General features: G+C 38.6%; 13 protein-coding genes. 10 read left to right on the top strand and 3 right to left on the bottom strand.

Going from position 1 to position 14,034, the window contains the following annotated elements:
- Nucleotides 1-4: 4 nt before the first annotated feature.
- Nucleotides 5-556, bottom strand: coding sequence for a hypothetical protein (locus JWR23_RS14120; RefSeq protein ID WP_299516813.1), 552 nt, complete (start codon nucleotides 554-556; stop codon nucleotides 5-7).
- Nucleotides 557-793: 237 nt separating this feature from the next.
- On the opposite strand from JWR23_RS14120, the gene JWR23_RS14115 reads away from it, so the two are divergent.
- From JWR23_RS14115 to JWR23_RS14090, 6 genes are all read left to right on the top strand, one after another.
- Nucleotides 794-1,261: a terminase small subunit gene (locus JWR23_RS14115; RefSeq protein WP_299516812.1), complete on the top strand. Its 468-nt coding sequence runs from the start codon at nucleotides 794-796 to the stop codon at nucleotides 1,259-1,261.
- A gap of 28 nt (nucleotides 1,262-1,289) precedes the next feature.
- Nucleotides 1,290-2,516, top strand: a complete 1,227-nt coding sequence (locus JWR23_RS14110) for a terminase large subunit (RefSeq protein WP_299516811.1) — start codon at nucleotides 1,290-1,292, stop codon at nucleotides 2,514-2,516.
- Nucleotides 2,513-3,205 (top strand): hypothetical protein, encoded by a 693-nt coding sequence (locus tag JWR23_RS14105; RefSeq protein ID WP_299516810.1) that lies wholly within the window; start codon nucleotides 2,513-2,515, stop codon nucleotides 3,203-3,205. Before JWR23_RS14110 ends, JWR23_RS14105 begins: the two co-directional genes overlap by 4 nt.
- 193 nt (nucleotides 3,206-3,398) lie before the next feature.
- A complete protein-coding gene (locus JWR23_RS14100; protein WP_299516809.1) occupies nucleotides 3,399-3,848 on the top strand; it encodes a hypothetical protein in 450 nt (149 codons plus the stop codon).
- A gap of 19 nt (nucleotides 3,849-3,867) precedes the next feature.
- Nucleotides 3,868-5,940: a hypothetical protein gene (locus tag JWR23_RS14095; protein WP_299516808.1), complete on the top strand. Its 2,073-nt coding sequence runs from the start codon at nucleotides 3,868-3,870 to the stop codon at nucleotides 5,938-5,940.
- Nucleotides 5,941-5,981: 41 nt separating this feature from the next.
- Nucleotides 5,982-8,018: a hypothetical protein gene (locus JWR23_RS14090; protein WP_299516807.1), complete on the top strand. Its 2,037-nt coding sequence runs from the start codon at nucleotides 5,982-5,984 to the stop codon at nucleotides 8,016-8,018.
- 151 nt (nucleotides 8,019-8,169) lie between these two features.
- Here JWR23_RS14090 and JWR23_RS14085 read toward each other — a convergent pair whose 3' ends face one another.
- Complete coding sequence (locus JWR23_RS14085) at nucleotides 8,170-8,433, bottom strand: hypothetical protein (RefSeq protein ID WP_299516806.1); 264 nt, start codon at nucleotides 8,431-8,433, stop codon at nucleotides 8,170-8,172.
- Between the two features lie 364 nt (nucleotides 8,434-8,797).
- Between JWR23_RS14085 and JWR23_RS14080 the strand changes: the two genes are divergently transcribed.
- Nucleotides 8,798-9,385, top strand: coding sequence for a hypothetical protein (locus JWR23_RS14080; RefSeq protein ID WP_299516805.1), 588 nt, complete (start codon nucleotides 8,798-8,800; stop codon nucleotides 9,383-9,385).
- 64 nt (nucleotides 9,386-9,449) lie between these two features.
- On the opposite strand, the gene JWR23_RS14075 is transcribed toward JWR23_RS14080, so the two are convergent.
- Nucleotides 9,450-9,815, bottom strand: a complete 366-nt coding sequence (locus JWR23_RS14075) for a hypothetical protein (protein ID WP_299516804.1) — start codon at nucleotides 9,813-9,815, stop codon at nucleotides 9,450-9,452.
- Between the two features lie 93 nt (nucleotides 9,816-9,908).
- On the opposite strand from JWR23_RS14075, the gene JWR23_RS14070 reads away from it, so the two are divergent.
- The 3 genes from JWR23_RS14070 (at nucleotide 9,909) to JWR23_RS14060 (ending at nucleotide 13,918) form a co-directional block, all read left to right on the top strand.
- The gene (locus tag JWR23_RS14070) at nucleotides 9,909-12,167 is read left to right on the top strand and encodes a hypothetical protein (protein WP_299516803.1); all 2,259 of its coding nucleotides are present in this window, start codon (nucleotides 9,909-9,911) and stop codon (nucleotides 12,165-12,167) included.
- A gap of 61 nt (nucleotides 12,168-12,228) precedes the next feature.
- Nucleotides 12,229-12,525, top strand: coding sequence for a hypothetical protein (locus JWR23_RS14065; RefSeq protein ID WP_299516802.1), 297 nt, complete (start codon nucleotides 12,229-12,231; stop codon nucleotides 12,523-12,525).
- A gap of 214 nt (nucleotides 12,526-12,739) precedes the next feature.
- Nucleotides 12,740-13,918: a head maturation protease, ClpP-related gene (locus JWR23_RS14060; RefSeq protein ID WP_299516801.1), complete on the top strand. Its 1,179-nt coding sequence runs from the start codon at nucleotides 12,740-12,742 to the stop codon at nucleotides 13,916-13,918.
- Nucleotides 13,919-14,034: the final 116 nt, after the last annotated feature.

Below are 14,034 nucleotides of genomic sequence, written 5' to 3'. Positions count from 1 at the left end.
AAATTTATTTTATACGAAGATCAAAATTACCGCGGACTTTATAAGTAGGTGAATTTGGCTTTCCATCTTTAGCCATAAGTATAAAGAAAGAACCTTTAGTTAGTACACTGTCTTGCATGTATTGCAACAAGTCTATTTTATTTTGCGTTTCAGAATTTTTAGTCAGTGTGTATTGCATCCCGCTTTTATTATCGGCACTAAATAATAATTGGCCGCCGGCAATAGGTCTTGTCAAATCAGAAGCTGCAGAGCCTGATGAACTAATACCAAAACTCATGGTATGTGCCTTATTAATAGCAGTAATGCCAAAATATTTATTGCTGTCGATGTTTAAATTAATAAAAGCGATAGAGTCTTTAGTGGCATCAAAAGTATATATAGAATCATTTACAGAAACTTGCAGCGTACCTCGGGTGGCCAATATGTTACCTGAAGCGTTAACAGAATCAGTTTTACTTTTTGATTTAAGATTTAGATCAACAGCCTGATCTTTCTGGCAGGAGATAATTACCCCCGAAAGAAGCAAGATAAATAAGGTAAACCTTAAAAAATTCATAGGCCCGTTTAGTTATACTTATTATAATACGAATATAAATAGCAAACAGTTGCGTTAATTACCATTTAACTCAATTTAACTTTTTAATTATTGCATAATAATGCTATTACTACAACAACTATTAATGAAAGAAGTATGACTACAAAATTAAATAAAAAATTCGGGCTAAATACTTTCAAATGCCAGTTATTTTTCTTACATTTGAATAGATTTATGCCAATCAGCATTTAAATCATAATGAGAGATTTCAAACCATTTTTTTCTGACAAGCGCACATTGCGTGATCTTGTTGATGCATACTTTAAATATATCGAAGGCGAATATCACCTCGAAAAAGTATCGTCAAAAAAACCCTCGCAAACTGATCCCATTGAGGAAAAAGTATATGATCGGGATTCTGAAGTTGCAACAATTACGGGGCTGGCCCTCTTCCTGGGATTTAACAGCCGCGATGAATTTGACGAGTACGAAAACACAGGTAAGTATGCCCCTATAGTTAAGCGCGCCCGACTGCGTGTAGAAGCCACTTATGAAAGGCTGCTACATCGCCCCTCGCCTACCGGAGCAATATTTGTTCTAAAAAGCATGGGGTGGAATGAAAAGGTTGAAAAAACAAAAGCCACCGATAGCATAAAATCAATAAAAGTAAAGATTATCGAATCTGGTCCGCAACCTGTATCCAACGAAAAAGAAGTAGTTATATAACGTCAAACACTTTAATACACTTAATAAAATGACTGCTAATGAATACGAAGCTTCTGTTTTGTTTAAGCAAAACTATGCGTCAACCGCCCACATAGTTATTAACCAGGGAGGCACAAGTTCGGGGAAAACTTACGCTATAATACAGGTACTGTTTTGCCTGGCTTGCGAAAAGGAGAAACAGGTAATTACTGTTGTTGGGCAAGATATTCCTAATCTAAAAGCAGGGGCCTTACGCGATGCTTTAGGCATATACAATGGTTCGATCCAACTAAAAAAACTGGTAAAAAATTTTAATAAAACAGACAGGATATTTGAATTTTATAATGATTCAATCATCGAATTTAAAAGCTATAAAGATGGGCAGGATGCAAAATCGGGTAAGCGCGATTATCTTTTTATTAATGAGGCTAATGGTATTGAATGGAATATTTATACCGAATTGGCACTGCGTACAAAGATCAGGATATTTATTGATTATAACCCCAATACGGAGTTTTGGGTACATACTAATTTAATAGGAAAATTAGGGGTACAACTGATCATATCCGACCACAGGCACAATCCATTCCTGGAGCAAAATATGCGTGATAAAATAGAGAATATTAAAGATGTTGACCCGGAGCAATGGAAGGTATATGCACGTGGCCTTACCGGGAAAATAAACGGCCTGATATTTAACAACTGGTATGTTTGTGATAATATTCCGCAGGATGCCAAACGGATAGCGGTAGGCCTTGATTTTGGATTTACAAATGACCAAACGGGCTGTGTGGATGTGTACCTGCAAAACGGAGAACTTTGGATTGATGAATTGTTTTATGAGACCGGCCTAACCAATAAAGATATAGCTGTCAAATTAACAAATTCCAATATAAGCAAAAGCACAGAAATTATAGCCGACAGTGCCGAACCAAAATCTATAGAAGAATTAAAGCGATTGGGCTGGCACGTAAAAAGCGCAAAAAAGGGCGCAGACAGCATTAACCACTCTATTGATATATTAAAGCGCTACAAGATAAACATCAGCCGGCGAAGCATTAACCTGCACAAAGAACTGGGGCGTTATAAATGGAAAACGGACCGATCAGGCAAAACCATGAATGAGCCGGTGGATACCTGGAACCATTTAATTGATCCATTGCGCTATGTGGCTTTAAATAAATTAAAAATTAATACGCTGGTTATGCCTAAATCGCGCCTGCCTTACAGAGATAACAACTGGAACAATGCATTTAAAGACCTGATTACTATATGATAGAAACCACACTTAAAACTATTAAAGACAAGCTACTGGTTAAAATACCAACAGACATTAAGGAAGTTACCTTAGGGCAAATAATGGCTATGCAGACCAAGCCCGTATTGAATGACCTCGATGCTATAAGTATACTTTCTGATATACCGGTAGAAGAGCTGCAAAATGTATTAGATTTTAGAGATTTTGACATGTTCGGCGAAGCGGTTGTATCCTTGTCAAATCAGATAAAACACTTGTATAATAGCGATGACATCCCGTCAAAAGTAGCCTTTGATTTTGATGGTAAAACAATAAATGTAAACGTTATCCGCAATTTATCTGTTGAACCCGCAGGTGCGTTTATGGCAGCCAGGGACGTTATTGCCGAGGAAATAAATGAACACATTAGCTTATATGGTGAAGAAGATTGGCAGGAACGTTTTAATCCGTCATTAAAAGCCAGTTGCCAGGTGCTTGCCCAATATTTTTATTGCAGAGTGACCGGCAAGAAATATAATGAGTATAAAATAGAGGAGTTTTGCGAAACCATAAAAAAACTTAGGGTAACGGAGGCGCTGCCCATCGCCAAATATTTTTTTATGAGTTATCCAAACTTATTGAAGCGGAAAACAAATTGCTTTCGGCAGCTTCATCTGTTTTGGAAAAGAAAGCGGGCATTCAATCGTTTGAAAAATTCAAGTATATAAACACGATCAATGCGCTTTCAGGGGGCGACATTACCAAATGGGATGAAATCCTAAACACTCCCTATGATCGCGTACTAACCAAGCTCCTGCTAAATAAAACCGAAGCAGAATATCAGCGAAAATACGCTGAGCTATTGCAAGCACAACGCTAAAATAACCAATTAACTGATGACCAATTAACCAATGACCAACCATGCCCATACGTAATCAAATTGAAGCCGTTGTACAAGCTTTAACAACAAACCCAACCTTTGTATATGGCACCGCTAACGAACTAAATACACTTGCAGATGATGTTACCTCGTTCCCTTGTGTGTTTCTCTATTCGTTACAACCCATTAACCTATCGCCGCAAATTAACGGCTCGGTTGATAATACATTTTCAATCTCGATTGACTTTCTTTTTAAGACCGATTTTGATATGTATACCTCGACCAATGAGACCTACGTTAGCCAGGCTTTACGTATGGCTAACGAATTTATTGTAAAGGCCTCTAAATACCGCGAAGGCGACGGGCGCTATTTTAAAATAAAAGCCGGCGACAAAGCCAAATGCACCCCGGTATACAATAAGTTCGATGCTAATACAACGGGGGTTAATTTAACCATCACTTTGGCAACTATGTATTTTGATAATTACTAACCTATACAAACACTAAAAAATGGGATTAATAGCTAATATAGCCTTTGCAAATACGCATACCAGCCCAGACGGAGCTACCGACTATGCAGATGATGTTTATATAAATATAATTGATGCAGCTACCGGGCTACCTACCGACGGAAACAACGTAGTTATAACTTACTTGATCAACGAAAATGGAGTAAACACAACACGTGATATAACCATTGCCGGGCAACGATCAGCAACTATAGATGCCGGGATAATAACGCAGCGGACACCAGACGGGGTTGGTGGTTTTACAACAACCTATTCAAAAACTTATACAATTATCAACATTAGTAATGCGCCGGATCCGGCCCCCCCGGTAAACTCCTGCGATCTGTTAATTACCAATGTTGATATAGATAGATCAGAATCGGCACCGGGAGCGGGCGATGCACAAATAACGGTTCATGCAACATCAAGCTATTTGCCTTTACAGTTTAGTTTAGACAATATAACTTTTCAATCATCAAATATTTTTACCGGTATAACAGGCGGATTAAAAACTGTTTACGTTACCGATGCTAATAGTGTTGGCTGCGCGGCAAACCTGCAGGTTAACATACCAGTGCTTAGCAGGCTTTTAATAAGTGATCCGTCAGCAACAATTGGCGATAATATAAGCCGTTGGAATGCCGCGTTTAACCCGGTTGTATTTACTTATCAGCGTAAAGATTTTGAGGTAATTTCCGTTATATCAGATAGCTTGACCGGCAATGCCAAATTCATAGTCAATGCAAATTTAACAGGTGTTTTAAATGATGACCTGGTATATATAAATACAGGGAGCTATAAGGGAACATATAAGATTAAAACAGACACGGTTAATTCACTTATTTTAAACACGCCTTATACTACCACAGCAACAGGTTATATCAATATAAATCGCCTGCGCCCATATTATAAATTACTAACCGACATTACCTACCAGGACCCGGAAACTAACCAGGAAAAAACCATCCGCTCTACCAACAGGCCAGATAACACCGGGTTAATAAAAGCAGATCTGTCAAACTTTTTGCAAAGCATAGTTAGAGTAAAAGATGAAAGCGATTTTACAAAACTTAACTTTCGTGATGATAACCTAAGCGCCAGCTACCAAATAGCTTATGCAGAAGATTGGGATAACAATCCACAGCCAGATAATTGGGTAACAATAGCCGATCCGTATTATGTGGTTTATGCCGCCAAACAATTAGCCGAAAGGTACGGTGGTAACCTGGCTGCTTATGTGCCTTTTGCATCGGTAATTACCGGGATTCCGCTGGCCCGCTGGATAACAGATTTTGCAGAGCCCGTTTATTCAAACGGTTATCCGTTTGATATTGGATTTATTTATAGCGAGAGTTTATTGGGTTTGAATTTATACTATGAGCTTACATTATTAGATATTAACCGAAACCCGTTATCGGGCCAACCGCTCACCAACGCGCTATTGAATGACAATGGCACATGGCTGTTTAATGAAGATGGCAGCAAATTAATTATCGCTAATCAAACTATATCCAACGGACCATTATCAGACCAACTTGGATTAAACCGATTATTAATCAACAGTAATTTTCCGGCTGTTGCTTATTATTTTACAATCACTTTAAAATATGATAATGAAAATGGCCCCAATACTGTTACACAGACACAAACCATCCGTATTGATGACGCGGTAGATGAACGGTCGGTATACTTGCGTTGGATAGGTTTAAGCGGCTCATGGAACTACTACCGTTTTGTTTATAACCAAGAAGTTTCTTTAGATGTGCAAAATGCAATCATCATCAAAAATTATGTATCAGATTGGGAAAACCAGGATAGCATAGAAGAAGTGATAAGCAAAACCGCAGGCCAAAAAATGAAAGTAATGGCCGAGGACCTGTCTGTAGCTGATATTAAAGGTTTGCAATCCATCAAATATTCGCCTAAGGTGCAAATGCTGGTTAATAAAAATCCGGTTAAATGGCAAACAGTTGTGTTAAATACGGCAACATTTAGCGAGTACGAAACCCTTAATGGCCAGGCTCCTTTTAGTGTAACATTTAACCTGCCCAGCATAAATATTCAAACGCAATAAAGGACCATGAACAATATTCAATTATTTATAACGACCAGTTGGTGGATTTGAGTGATGACAGCCCAATTGCCTTAACCTTCCAGATCAATAATCTGGCCGAGGTGCAAAATCAGCAGGGAAATACATCCAACCAGTTTAAACTGCCGCTAACACAGCGCAACAGGCGGATACTTGGTTTTCCGGATGATATCGCTTTTTGTACAGATTCGCCTTATACCAAATATGATGCAAAGCTGGTGCAGGATGGCTTGGAGATAATCCCTTATGGCATCGGCGAGTTAAACAGCATTGAGCAGGATACAGCCAGCATAACCATTCTATCAGGCAATGTTGATTTTTTTGATGCTATTGATGGTAAACTATATGATATGGGCGATACCAAAAGCCAATGGAGCAATTTCGGAAAAAGCCTGGTTTGGAAGCCTTACGACCACGCCTGGAATATAGATAATGTTGCACACTCACAAACCAAAACCGAAGGATGGATATACCCGGTAATAGATTATGGCAATTTTACCGAAGACTATTCGCAATCTATTAATGTAACAACTATGCGGCCCGGCTTTTTTATAAAAACGGCTATTGACCTGTTGGTAAAAAGCACCGGCTATAAAGCAACCGGATCTTTACTTAAAGATCCTTTGTATCCATTGCTTATCGCACAATTTAGTAATGGTTCATGGGAACATGGCAGCGACTATCAAAACCAGCCGGATATTTTAAGTAGTACAGCATCTAATGGAACAACCATACAACTCAATCACCCCAATAATAATAACCCGGCAGGCAGGTTTGTTTTAGATCCTATTTCTGATCTGTCGAACCAAATAAGCGCAGGAATATTTACGGCTAAGCAAAGAAGTGATTATAATATAACTGTTAGCTTCCCACACGTTTATATGCATGGTAAAATTACGGGTAAACACCCCACCTATTTACATGTTACAATAACTATTCATACACCTGGTTTGCCTGACATTTACCCGGCAGAAATAGATTTTACCTGGGATATGGGCACATGGACGAGGGACAACGGAACGAGTGGCGGCAGTATTACCGGTAATATTGATATTTTCAAGCAAACGTTATCCTGTCAAACCGAACTGGCAGCCGGGCAAAGCGTTGAAATAAATTACACCTGGTTTGGCGATAATCCATCAAATTTCAGAATTTATCCGGGTGCTACATTTAATATACAGGCACAAAACCAGGCTGTTAAATATAGCCAAACCGTGCAATGCGAGCGTATTTTCCCTAATATTTCGCAAAAGGACCTGTTGAAAGATACACTGCAAAGATTTGGAATAGTATGCCAAACAGATAATGCAAACAAAACAATATCATTCACCTCCTTTCATGACATTGTGAATAATATCCCCATAGCTAAAAAATGGACCAAAAAATGTTTGGACCAGGGTAAAACCATTAACTTTCAATTAGGCGGATATGCACAAGTAAATAACATGAAATATAAGCCGGACGACGCTATTTTACCTGCAGGTTTTGCCGATGCGGTAATTAATGTGGCCGATGCCACCTTATCTGCCACAGCTGCCGACTTATTTGAGAGCCAATTTGCGCCCACTCTTAACCGGCCCTATATTGGCGGCACTGTTGCTCAAATAAAAATGATTGATGGCAGTAGCAGCAGTACGGATTTTAGCGTTGGTGTTTCACCACGGATTTTGATAGACCATAAACTTAATATAAATAACCTGGGCAAAACCGTAATATTTACAGATGGCAGTACCAATATAGCAGTGAATGACATTATAAGCGCGCCCTATTTTTACAAGCCCAATGGTGATTATAATCTTTGTTTTGGCGATATGCCAGGCACTATTTCGGGCAAGCCCCTGGCTGGCTTAAAAACAAAATATTACCCCGAACTGGAGAAAATATTAAAGCAAACCAAAAAGGTGGTACGTTATTTTCTACTCGCCCCGCGAGATATACTGGAGCTTGACCTGTTAATACCCGTTTACCTGGAGCAGGATAGCGCCTATTATTATATTAATAAAATTGATGCATGGCGCAAAGGACAGCCTACTAAGGTGGAGTTGGTAAAGTTGGGGTAACTCAAAGGCGGTTTGCATTATCATTCTGACGGTAAAGGCGCGCTGCTATCCGGTTATAGCCGTACCGATAATACCAATGCCTACCTGCGCTCGAGCGAGGCTGTGGTGTATCAGAGGCTATGTGTAACCCGTTGGCGCGTAACCGCACTGATTAAAGTTTAGCGGCAGCGTAACTTAGTCCATAATTGTGATAAGTTTTCAACTTGTCACAATTATAAAATATGACTTTAACCCCAAAAACCTTTTTTTCTGATTCTGGTTTTGGCTCTGCATAGTAAAAAATTGTAAACTTTTCCAGGGGGCCTTGTCCATCTAATGTGATCGTAAAAATATCCTCTCTTGCAATCTGGTTATCAATCACATACTCTGTCAACCTCGAATGACCAATTCCACTTTTTGATTTTAAGATTTTCATATATAATAAGTAAAATTTAATAAGATTTATTAATAAATAAAAATGGCAAATAATAATGAAAATATCTCCATAAATGTGGAAATCAATGCCGATGGGCAACAACAACTCAATCAATATAAAAGTGCCTTTGATGGTTTAAGGACAAGTATATCTAATTTGTCAATCCCGATAAACACGCTTAATAGTGAATAGATACTACAAAAGCAAAAGCAGCGCTTAGTAAAATAACTGAGGTAGAAAATAAATTATTAAATGACAATTATCAGATTCGATATTTAAATTTTGATTTAAAAAAAACCTCTTGCAGCTTAATTAAAATACAATTATATTTACCAATAAAATTAGCAAAACCTAACTTGTCATTATGAAAAAATTATCTTATTTTTTTTTCCCGATTATAATGATTACGCTATATAGCTGCGATCGACAACCATCTTCTGAACAAAAAGACAATAGACCTGCGCAAGAACTGACATTTATAAAGGTTTTAGTTGATGCTGATTCTGTATACAAGGCTCAACATAATGAAATAAATAAGAAGGATGTTTTTGATACCAGCATGGTTAAAATAACTCATTTCATTAATAAAAATGCAAAAGCTGAAAATTGGCAGGCAGTAATTCATGCACTTGATGTTGATGCTTTAGATGGCGCGATTGATGTCACGCTAAGAATATCAAAGGGAATGCAGTTTGACGAAAAATACCCGCAATACAATGCTATAATTTTGAAGGCGCATATTTTTGATAACGACAAGATCAAAAATATGTTAAAACCGTTGCAGGCTGGTGATAAAGTATTGGTTAATGGCAAATTTTCAACAGAGAAGGACGCTGAAGATAATATCAAATTTGAGTCGTTTAATATCGGTTCTATTGACAAGGAAGAAACACTCAATAATCCAGTATTTGATTTTAATATAACTGATATAAAAAAGACAAAAACGATTTGATTTTTTATATCAGTACACTATAACAAATCTTTAGTAGCACAGACTATTGTCTGATAGTGCATACCTACTCTTGTTTATTTGCGTCTTCTTTAGCTAATCTGGCAGCCGCAAGTAAGAGTACGTATTGAGGATATTTTTCACCTTCACTATTAATTCGTAATTCAACGTCTTTTAATGTTTGTTTTTTACCCAAATGGCTACCCAATCTGATATTATAATCTTTAACAACATCTGCAGCTGTTAAAATACCTGTTTTTTGCAATTCTATATTTTTTTTTACTTGGTTTATATCATCCACTGCTTCCTTGTATTCAGGTGTTTCATGGGCCTTAATTAAATAGGCTTTTTTAAGAGAATCCTGATTTATTGGATTTTGTGCAAAACAATTAAAGGAAGCAAATAATAAAATTGAGAAGAAAAATGCTTTCATAGGAAGTGTAGAATATTTTTAAAATTGTTTAACGCAATAGATCAGTTTTAGAATTAACATAAATATTAACAAATAACTTAATAAATCAAAAAAATGGCAGATAATAATTTTTCAATTAATGTTGACATTAATGCAAATGGTCAACAACAAATAAATCAGTATAAAGCTGCCTTTGACGGTTTACGGGCATCAATAACAAACCTTTCTTTGCCTATAACGAAGCTTGACGATGATGTATCAAAGCTTAGCGAATCTGTTGGTAAGCTTAAGTCAGAAAGTGACCCGGTTAATGATACTTTGACAAAAATTAAAAAAACTTCCGAAGATGCTGCACCTATAGTAAAGGCTTTCACCACGGCTATAGAATTTTTAACCAAAGGAACTATATCATTAGAAGCAGCTTTAACAGGTGGGTTAACGGTATTACTGGCTTTCGGGCCGCAAGCTCTTGAATTTATAAAATCGTTAACAAATGGCAAAGAGGCTGTTGATAAAGCCAAACTAAGCATCAATGCCATGAATGGCGCTTTACAAAGCAGCGATTATTCTAATGCAGTAAAACAGATCAATGAATTAAAAATAAATATTGGCTTGACCCGAAAAGGATTTTTAGACAAAAAGGAAGTGTTAGAGCAGTACAATACTACTGTGGGTAAAACAATGGGCCAGGTATCAAATTTTAATGACCTTGAAAGTAAAGTTACTAAAAACGGGGCGTCGTATATAAAAATGACATTATTAAAAGCATCTGCGCAGTTAGCCCTACAGGATGCGGCAAAGAAAGCCTATGAAGCCGAACAAACTAAATTAAAATCTGACGATGATGTTTTAACATTTTGGGACAAGACAAAAGATTTTATGAGACGCGGGGCGCTCTCTGTAGTTAACAGTCCCGCCGGCTTCATGGATGCCAACGCGGAGGTGGATAAGATAAATACAGCGAAAAAAAGACGTGAAGAGGCAATAACGGATGCCACTAACCAAAAGAACGCTTTAATAACTATTGCAACAAAATTTGAGTCGGACGCAGCTGAAATAAGCAATAAAAGCGGATATGATTTTTTTAATGGGAAAATTGTTACAAACAATAATGGGGCATCGTCCAGAGGAAACTCCACGGCATTACAGGATATGGCCGACAAATTTGCAAAACAAGCTGCCATTGCTAAAAACTATCACGAAGCAGAACTTAAAGACTTTAAAGATCAATTAGCCAAAAAACAAATTACACAGGCCGAATATGAAGTGTTTAGCACAGAACGGCAAGACAAATACCACGAAGGTATTAAGACGGCAATAAAAATATTTAATGATCAGGACCTGGCTCAGGCATTACAGCATCAAAAAGACCTGGTTGAAACACAACAATTAAGCAAAGATCAGCATGATGTTGATAAAGCTATTTTACCTGCTAACAAGCTCGCTACCGAAAAGCAACTTATAACCGATAAATACAACTTCGAAATACAAAAAGCTGCCGAGGCTGGCAAAGATACCGCGGATATCAGGCAAAAATACCAGCAGGAAATGGCCGCTGCCGATAAACAATTTGCACAGCAACGCAAAGATTTCGAACTGCAAACTGCCCAGCAAGTTTCAAACGCGGCATTCTCCATCCTGCAAAACAACATCAAATCGCAAAGCGATGCCAAAATAAAACAGCTGGAAACCCAAAAACAGGCCGAGCTGAATAACAGCAGCTTAACCGCATCGCAAAAACAGGCTATAGAGGATAAATACAAAAAAAAGGAAGCCGCCGAAAAAGTAAAAGCATTTAAGGCAGAGCAAAAGGCATCTATATTGCAGGCTGTTATAAACGGCGCACTGGCAGTTACTAAAGTTACCGCTCAAACAGGTGTCTTTGCTGCTTTCACCATCCCGGCAATTATTGCCGAAACCGCTATACAAGTAGCTACCATAGCCGCGCAGAAAACACCACAGTATGCTAAAGGTGGTTTGCATTACCAATCGGATGGTAAAGGCACGCTCCTATCAGGTTATAGCCGTACGGATAATACCAATGCTTATCTGCGTTCGGGCGAGGCCGTAGTAGTATCAGAAGCAATGCGTAACCCCTGGGCGCGTAATTTGGTTAGTGCCATTAATGTGGCACATGGCGGTCGGGATTTTTCGATAACTAATCCCGGTCGTGGTTATGCCATCGGCGGTATATTTACAGACGGCGGTAACTCTAACCGCTACTACAACCAACCCATGAATGACCAAAAGGACCTGGCCAATACCATAGCTTACCAGATGATTAATAACTTCCCCCCTGTTTATGTTGATGTGAAAGACATTAACAGTCAGCAAAATATATTGGCGCAGACGGTTAATAGGGTTAATCTTTAAGGTAAAAAGATAAAAAGTTTTTCTTTCTTAAATATTCACTATTCTCCACCCACAAACCACTATGAATATAAAAATTGCAAACACGCTCTTTGACGAGGGCATATTTTCGGCAATGTATAAGGCCGGGTTTATTACTACCAAGGTTTTTATTTATCGTGAGATCTATTTATGGGTACAAGCGCAAATTAAAACACGCGGCATTAGCAAGAACCAGGCGGTACTGGAAGCCGAATTAAAATTTGAAAAAGATGAACGCACCATTTGGCGGGCGATGAACAGTTTTTGTGATACTGACAAAGTAGTGTCACCATCCATTCAAAATAGTTTTCCGACCTTTGATATATGCCAATCAGCATAATAAACATGGGTAAGATTCATAAAAGATTTAAAGATTATAGGATTAATCAGCGAAATCCATAAATCAGCTCAATCAGCGGTTCAGACCACTGACAAACTACTGTCACCATCCAATTAAAGAATAACCCGGATATTTGTATATCCAATCGCCGGAATTAGCTCTGGCAAAAATCGATCTCAATTCTCATAATCTAAAATCTCACATCTCAAAAAGCATGAGTTACAAAATCTATTTATATGATACGGATACCGACTGCATAGGTTCGGGCAGTTTATCATCATCCTACTTACAATATCAGCTGGAAGCAGCGGCCGGCCAGGATGTAGAAGTTCACATTAGTTCGGTAGGTGGCAGCGCGTTCGACGCCATAGCCATATATGACCTGCTGAAAAAGTACACCGGTAATGTAATTACCTACATTGATGCGCTGGCCGCCTCGGCTGCCTCTATAGTGGCAATGGGCGGTAAAAAAGTAGTAATGAGCAAATACGCCCTGCTCATGATTCACAAACCAATGGTAGGCAGCGGCGGTAACGCCGACGAACTGCTAAAGGATGTGCAGATGTTGAATGTAGTGCAATCGCGCCTGGCGCAGATCTACATGGACAAGACCGGGTTGGACGGCGTTACGGTTAATAGTTTAATTAACGCCGTCACCTGGTTATCTGCAGACCAAGCACTTGACCTGGGATTTGTTGACGAGGTAGAGGATTACCAAACAGACATCACCAACAGCGCCATCATTAAAAATTACACCAGTACCGCTCCTGTATTTTATCAACGCTACATAAATAAAATCTTAAACAAAAACAGCAATATGAACATCGAAAACAAGGAACTTATTGAAAAAACCACATCGGTTTTAGATAAGATTATGAACTTCTTTAAGAAGGTGATTAACAAACAAACCGTTACCGACAAGGGCACCCTGCACCATGCCGGCGAAATGGAAGAAGGCACCGAGGTTTACCAAGACGAGGACATGACCACCCCCGCCCCTGCCGACACTTACACTACATCAGCCGGTAAAAAAATTGATGTTAAAGGCGGCTTGGTTGAAAAAGTAATTCCTGCAACTGATGATGCGGATGATGATGACCTTCCGGATAACAAATTTAAAGGCACAAAAGCCGGTGACGTGCAAAACAAAGTTTTAGAAATTAAAGCTAAACTACACGCACAAAACCAGCTACTTAATGAAGCCAAAGCTGCCCTTGAAACTGCAAATGACCGCCTGAAAAAAACAAGGGAAGAAGTGAAAAATGAGATTAAATCAGACTTTACTCCAGATGGCTCCAAACGCAGCAACAAAGCCAAAACCGAAACACTACCCTTCTTTGCGCCGCAAACAACTTTAGCCCAAAACGCGGTTAAACGTGCGGTAGCCCCCTAACCCCCTAAAGTGGAACAATTACCCGTAATCAATCTTATTAACACACCTCATCCCTATATAAGTAAACTAAATTAATCAAAAAGCTCCCCCTTTAGGGGGCTGGGGGGCAAACATTT

The organism is Mucilaginibacter sp., from assembly GCF_028288205.1.
GTDB lineage: Bacteria > Bacteroidota > Bacteroidia > Sphingobacteriales > Sphingobacteriaceae > Mucilaginibacter.
The sequence above is the reverse complement of the archived record's forward strand: the minus strand, read 5'-3'. Positions and strand labels throughout refer to the sequence as shown.

What these genes read in the sequence shown, in the direction of transcription:
- JWR23_RS14120 (WP_299516813.1), bottom strand. Translation starts at nt 556, where the DNA reads ATGAATTTTTTAAGGTTTACCTTATTTATCTTGCTTCTTTCGGGGGTA.
- JWR23_RS14115 (WP_299516812.1), top strand. Translation starts at nt 794, where the DNA reads ATGAGAGATTTCAAACCATTTTTTTCTGACAAGCGCACATTGCGTGAT.
- JWR23_RS14110 (WP_299516811.1), top strand. Translation starts at nt 1,290, where the DNA reads ATGACTGCTAATGAATACGAAGCTTCTGTTTTGTTTAAGCAAAACTAT.
- JWR23_RS14105 (WP_299516810.1), top strand. Translation starts at nt 2,513, where the DNA reads ATGATAGAAACCACACTTAAAACTATTAAAGACAAGCTACTGGTTAAA.
- JWR23_RS14100 (WP_299516809.1), top strand. Translation starts at nt 3,399, where the DNA reads ATGCCCATACGTAATCAAATTGAAGCCGTTGTACAAGCTTTAACAACA.
- JWR23_RS14095 (WP_299516808.1), top strand. Translation starts at nt 3,868, where the DNA reads ATGGGATTAATAGCTAATATAGCCTTTGCAAATACGCATACCAGCCCA.
- JWR23_RS14085 (WP_299516806.1), bottom strand. Translation starts at nt 8,433, where the DNA reads ATGAAAATCTTAAAATCAAAAAGTGGAATTGGTCATTCGAGGTTGACA.
- JWR23_RS14080 (WP_299516805.1), top strand. Translation starts at nt 8,798, where the DNA reads ATGAAAAAATTATCTTATTTTTTTTTCCCGATTATAATGATTACGCTA.
- JWR23_RS14075 (WP_299516804.1), bottom strand. Translation starts at nt 9,815, where the DNA reads ATGAAAGCATTTTTCTTCTCAATTTTATTATTTGCTTCCTTTAATTGT.
- JWR23_RS14070 (WP_299516803.1), top strand. Translation starts at nt 9,909, where the DNA reads ATGGCAGATAATAATTTTTCAATTAATGTTGACATTAATGCAAATGGT.
- JWR23_RS14065 (WP_299516802.1), top strand. Translation starts at nt 12,229, where the DNA reads ATGAATATAAAAATTGCAAACACGCTCTTTGACGAGGGCATATTTTCG.
- JWR23_RS14060 (WP_299516801.1), top strand. Translation starts at nt 12,740, where the DNA reads ATGAGTTACAAAATCTATTTATATGATACGGATACCGACTGCATAGGT.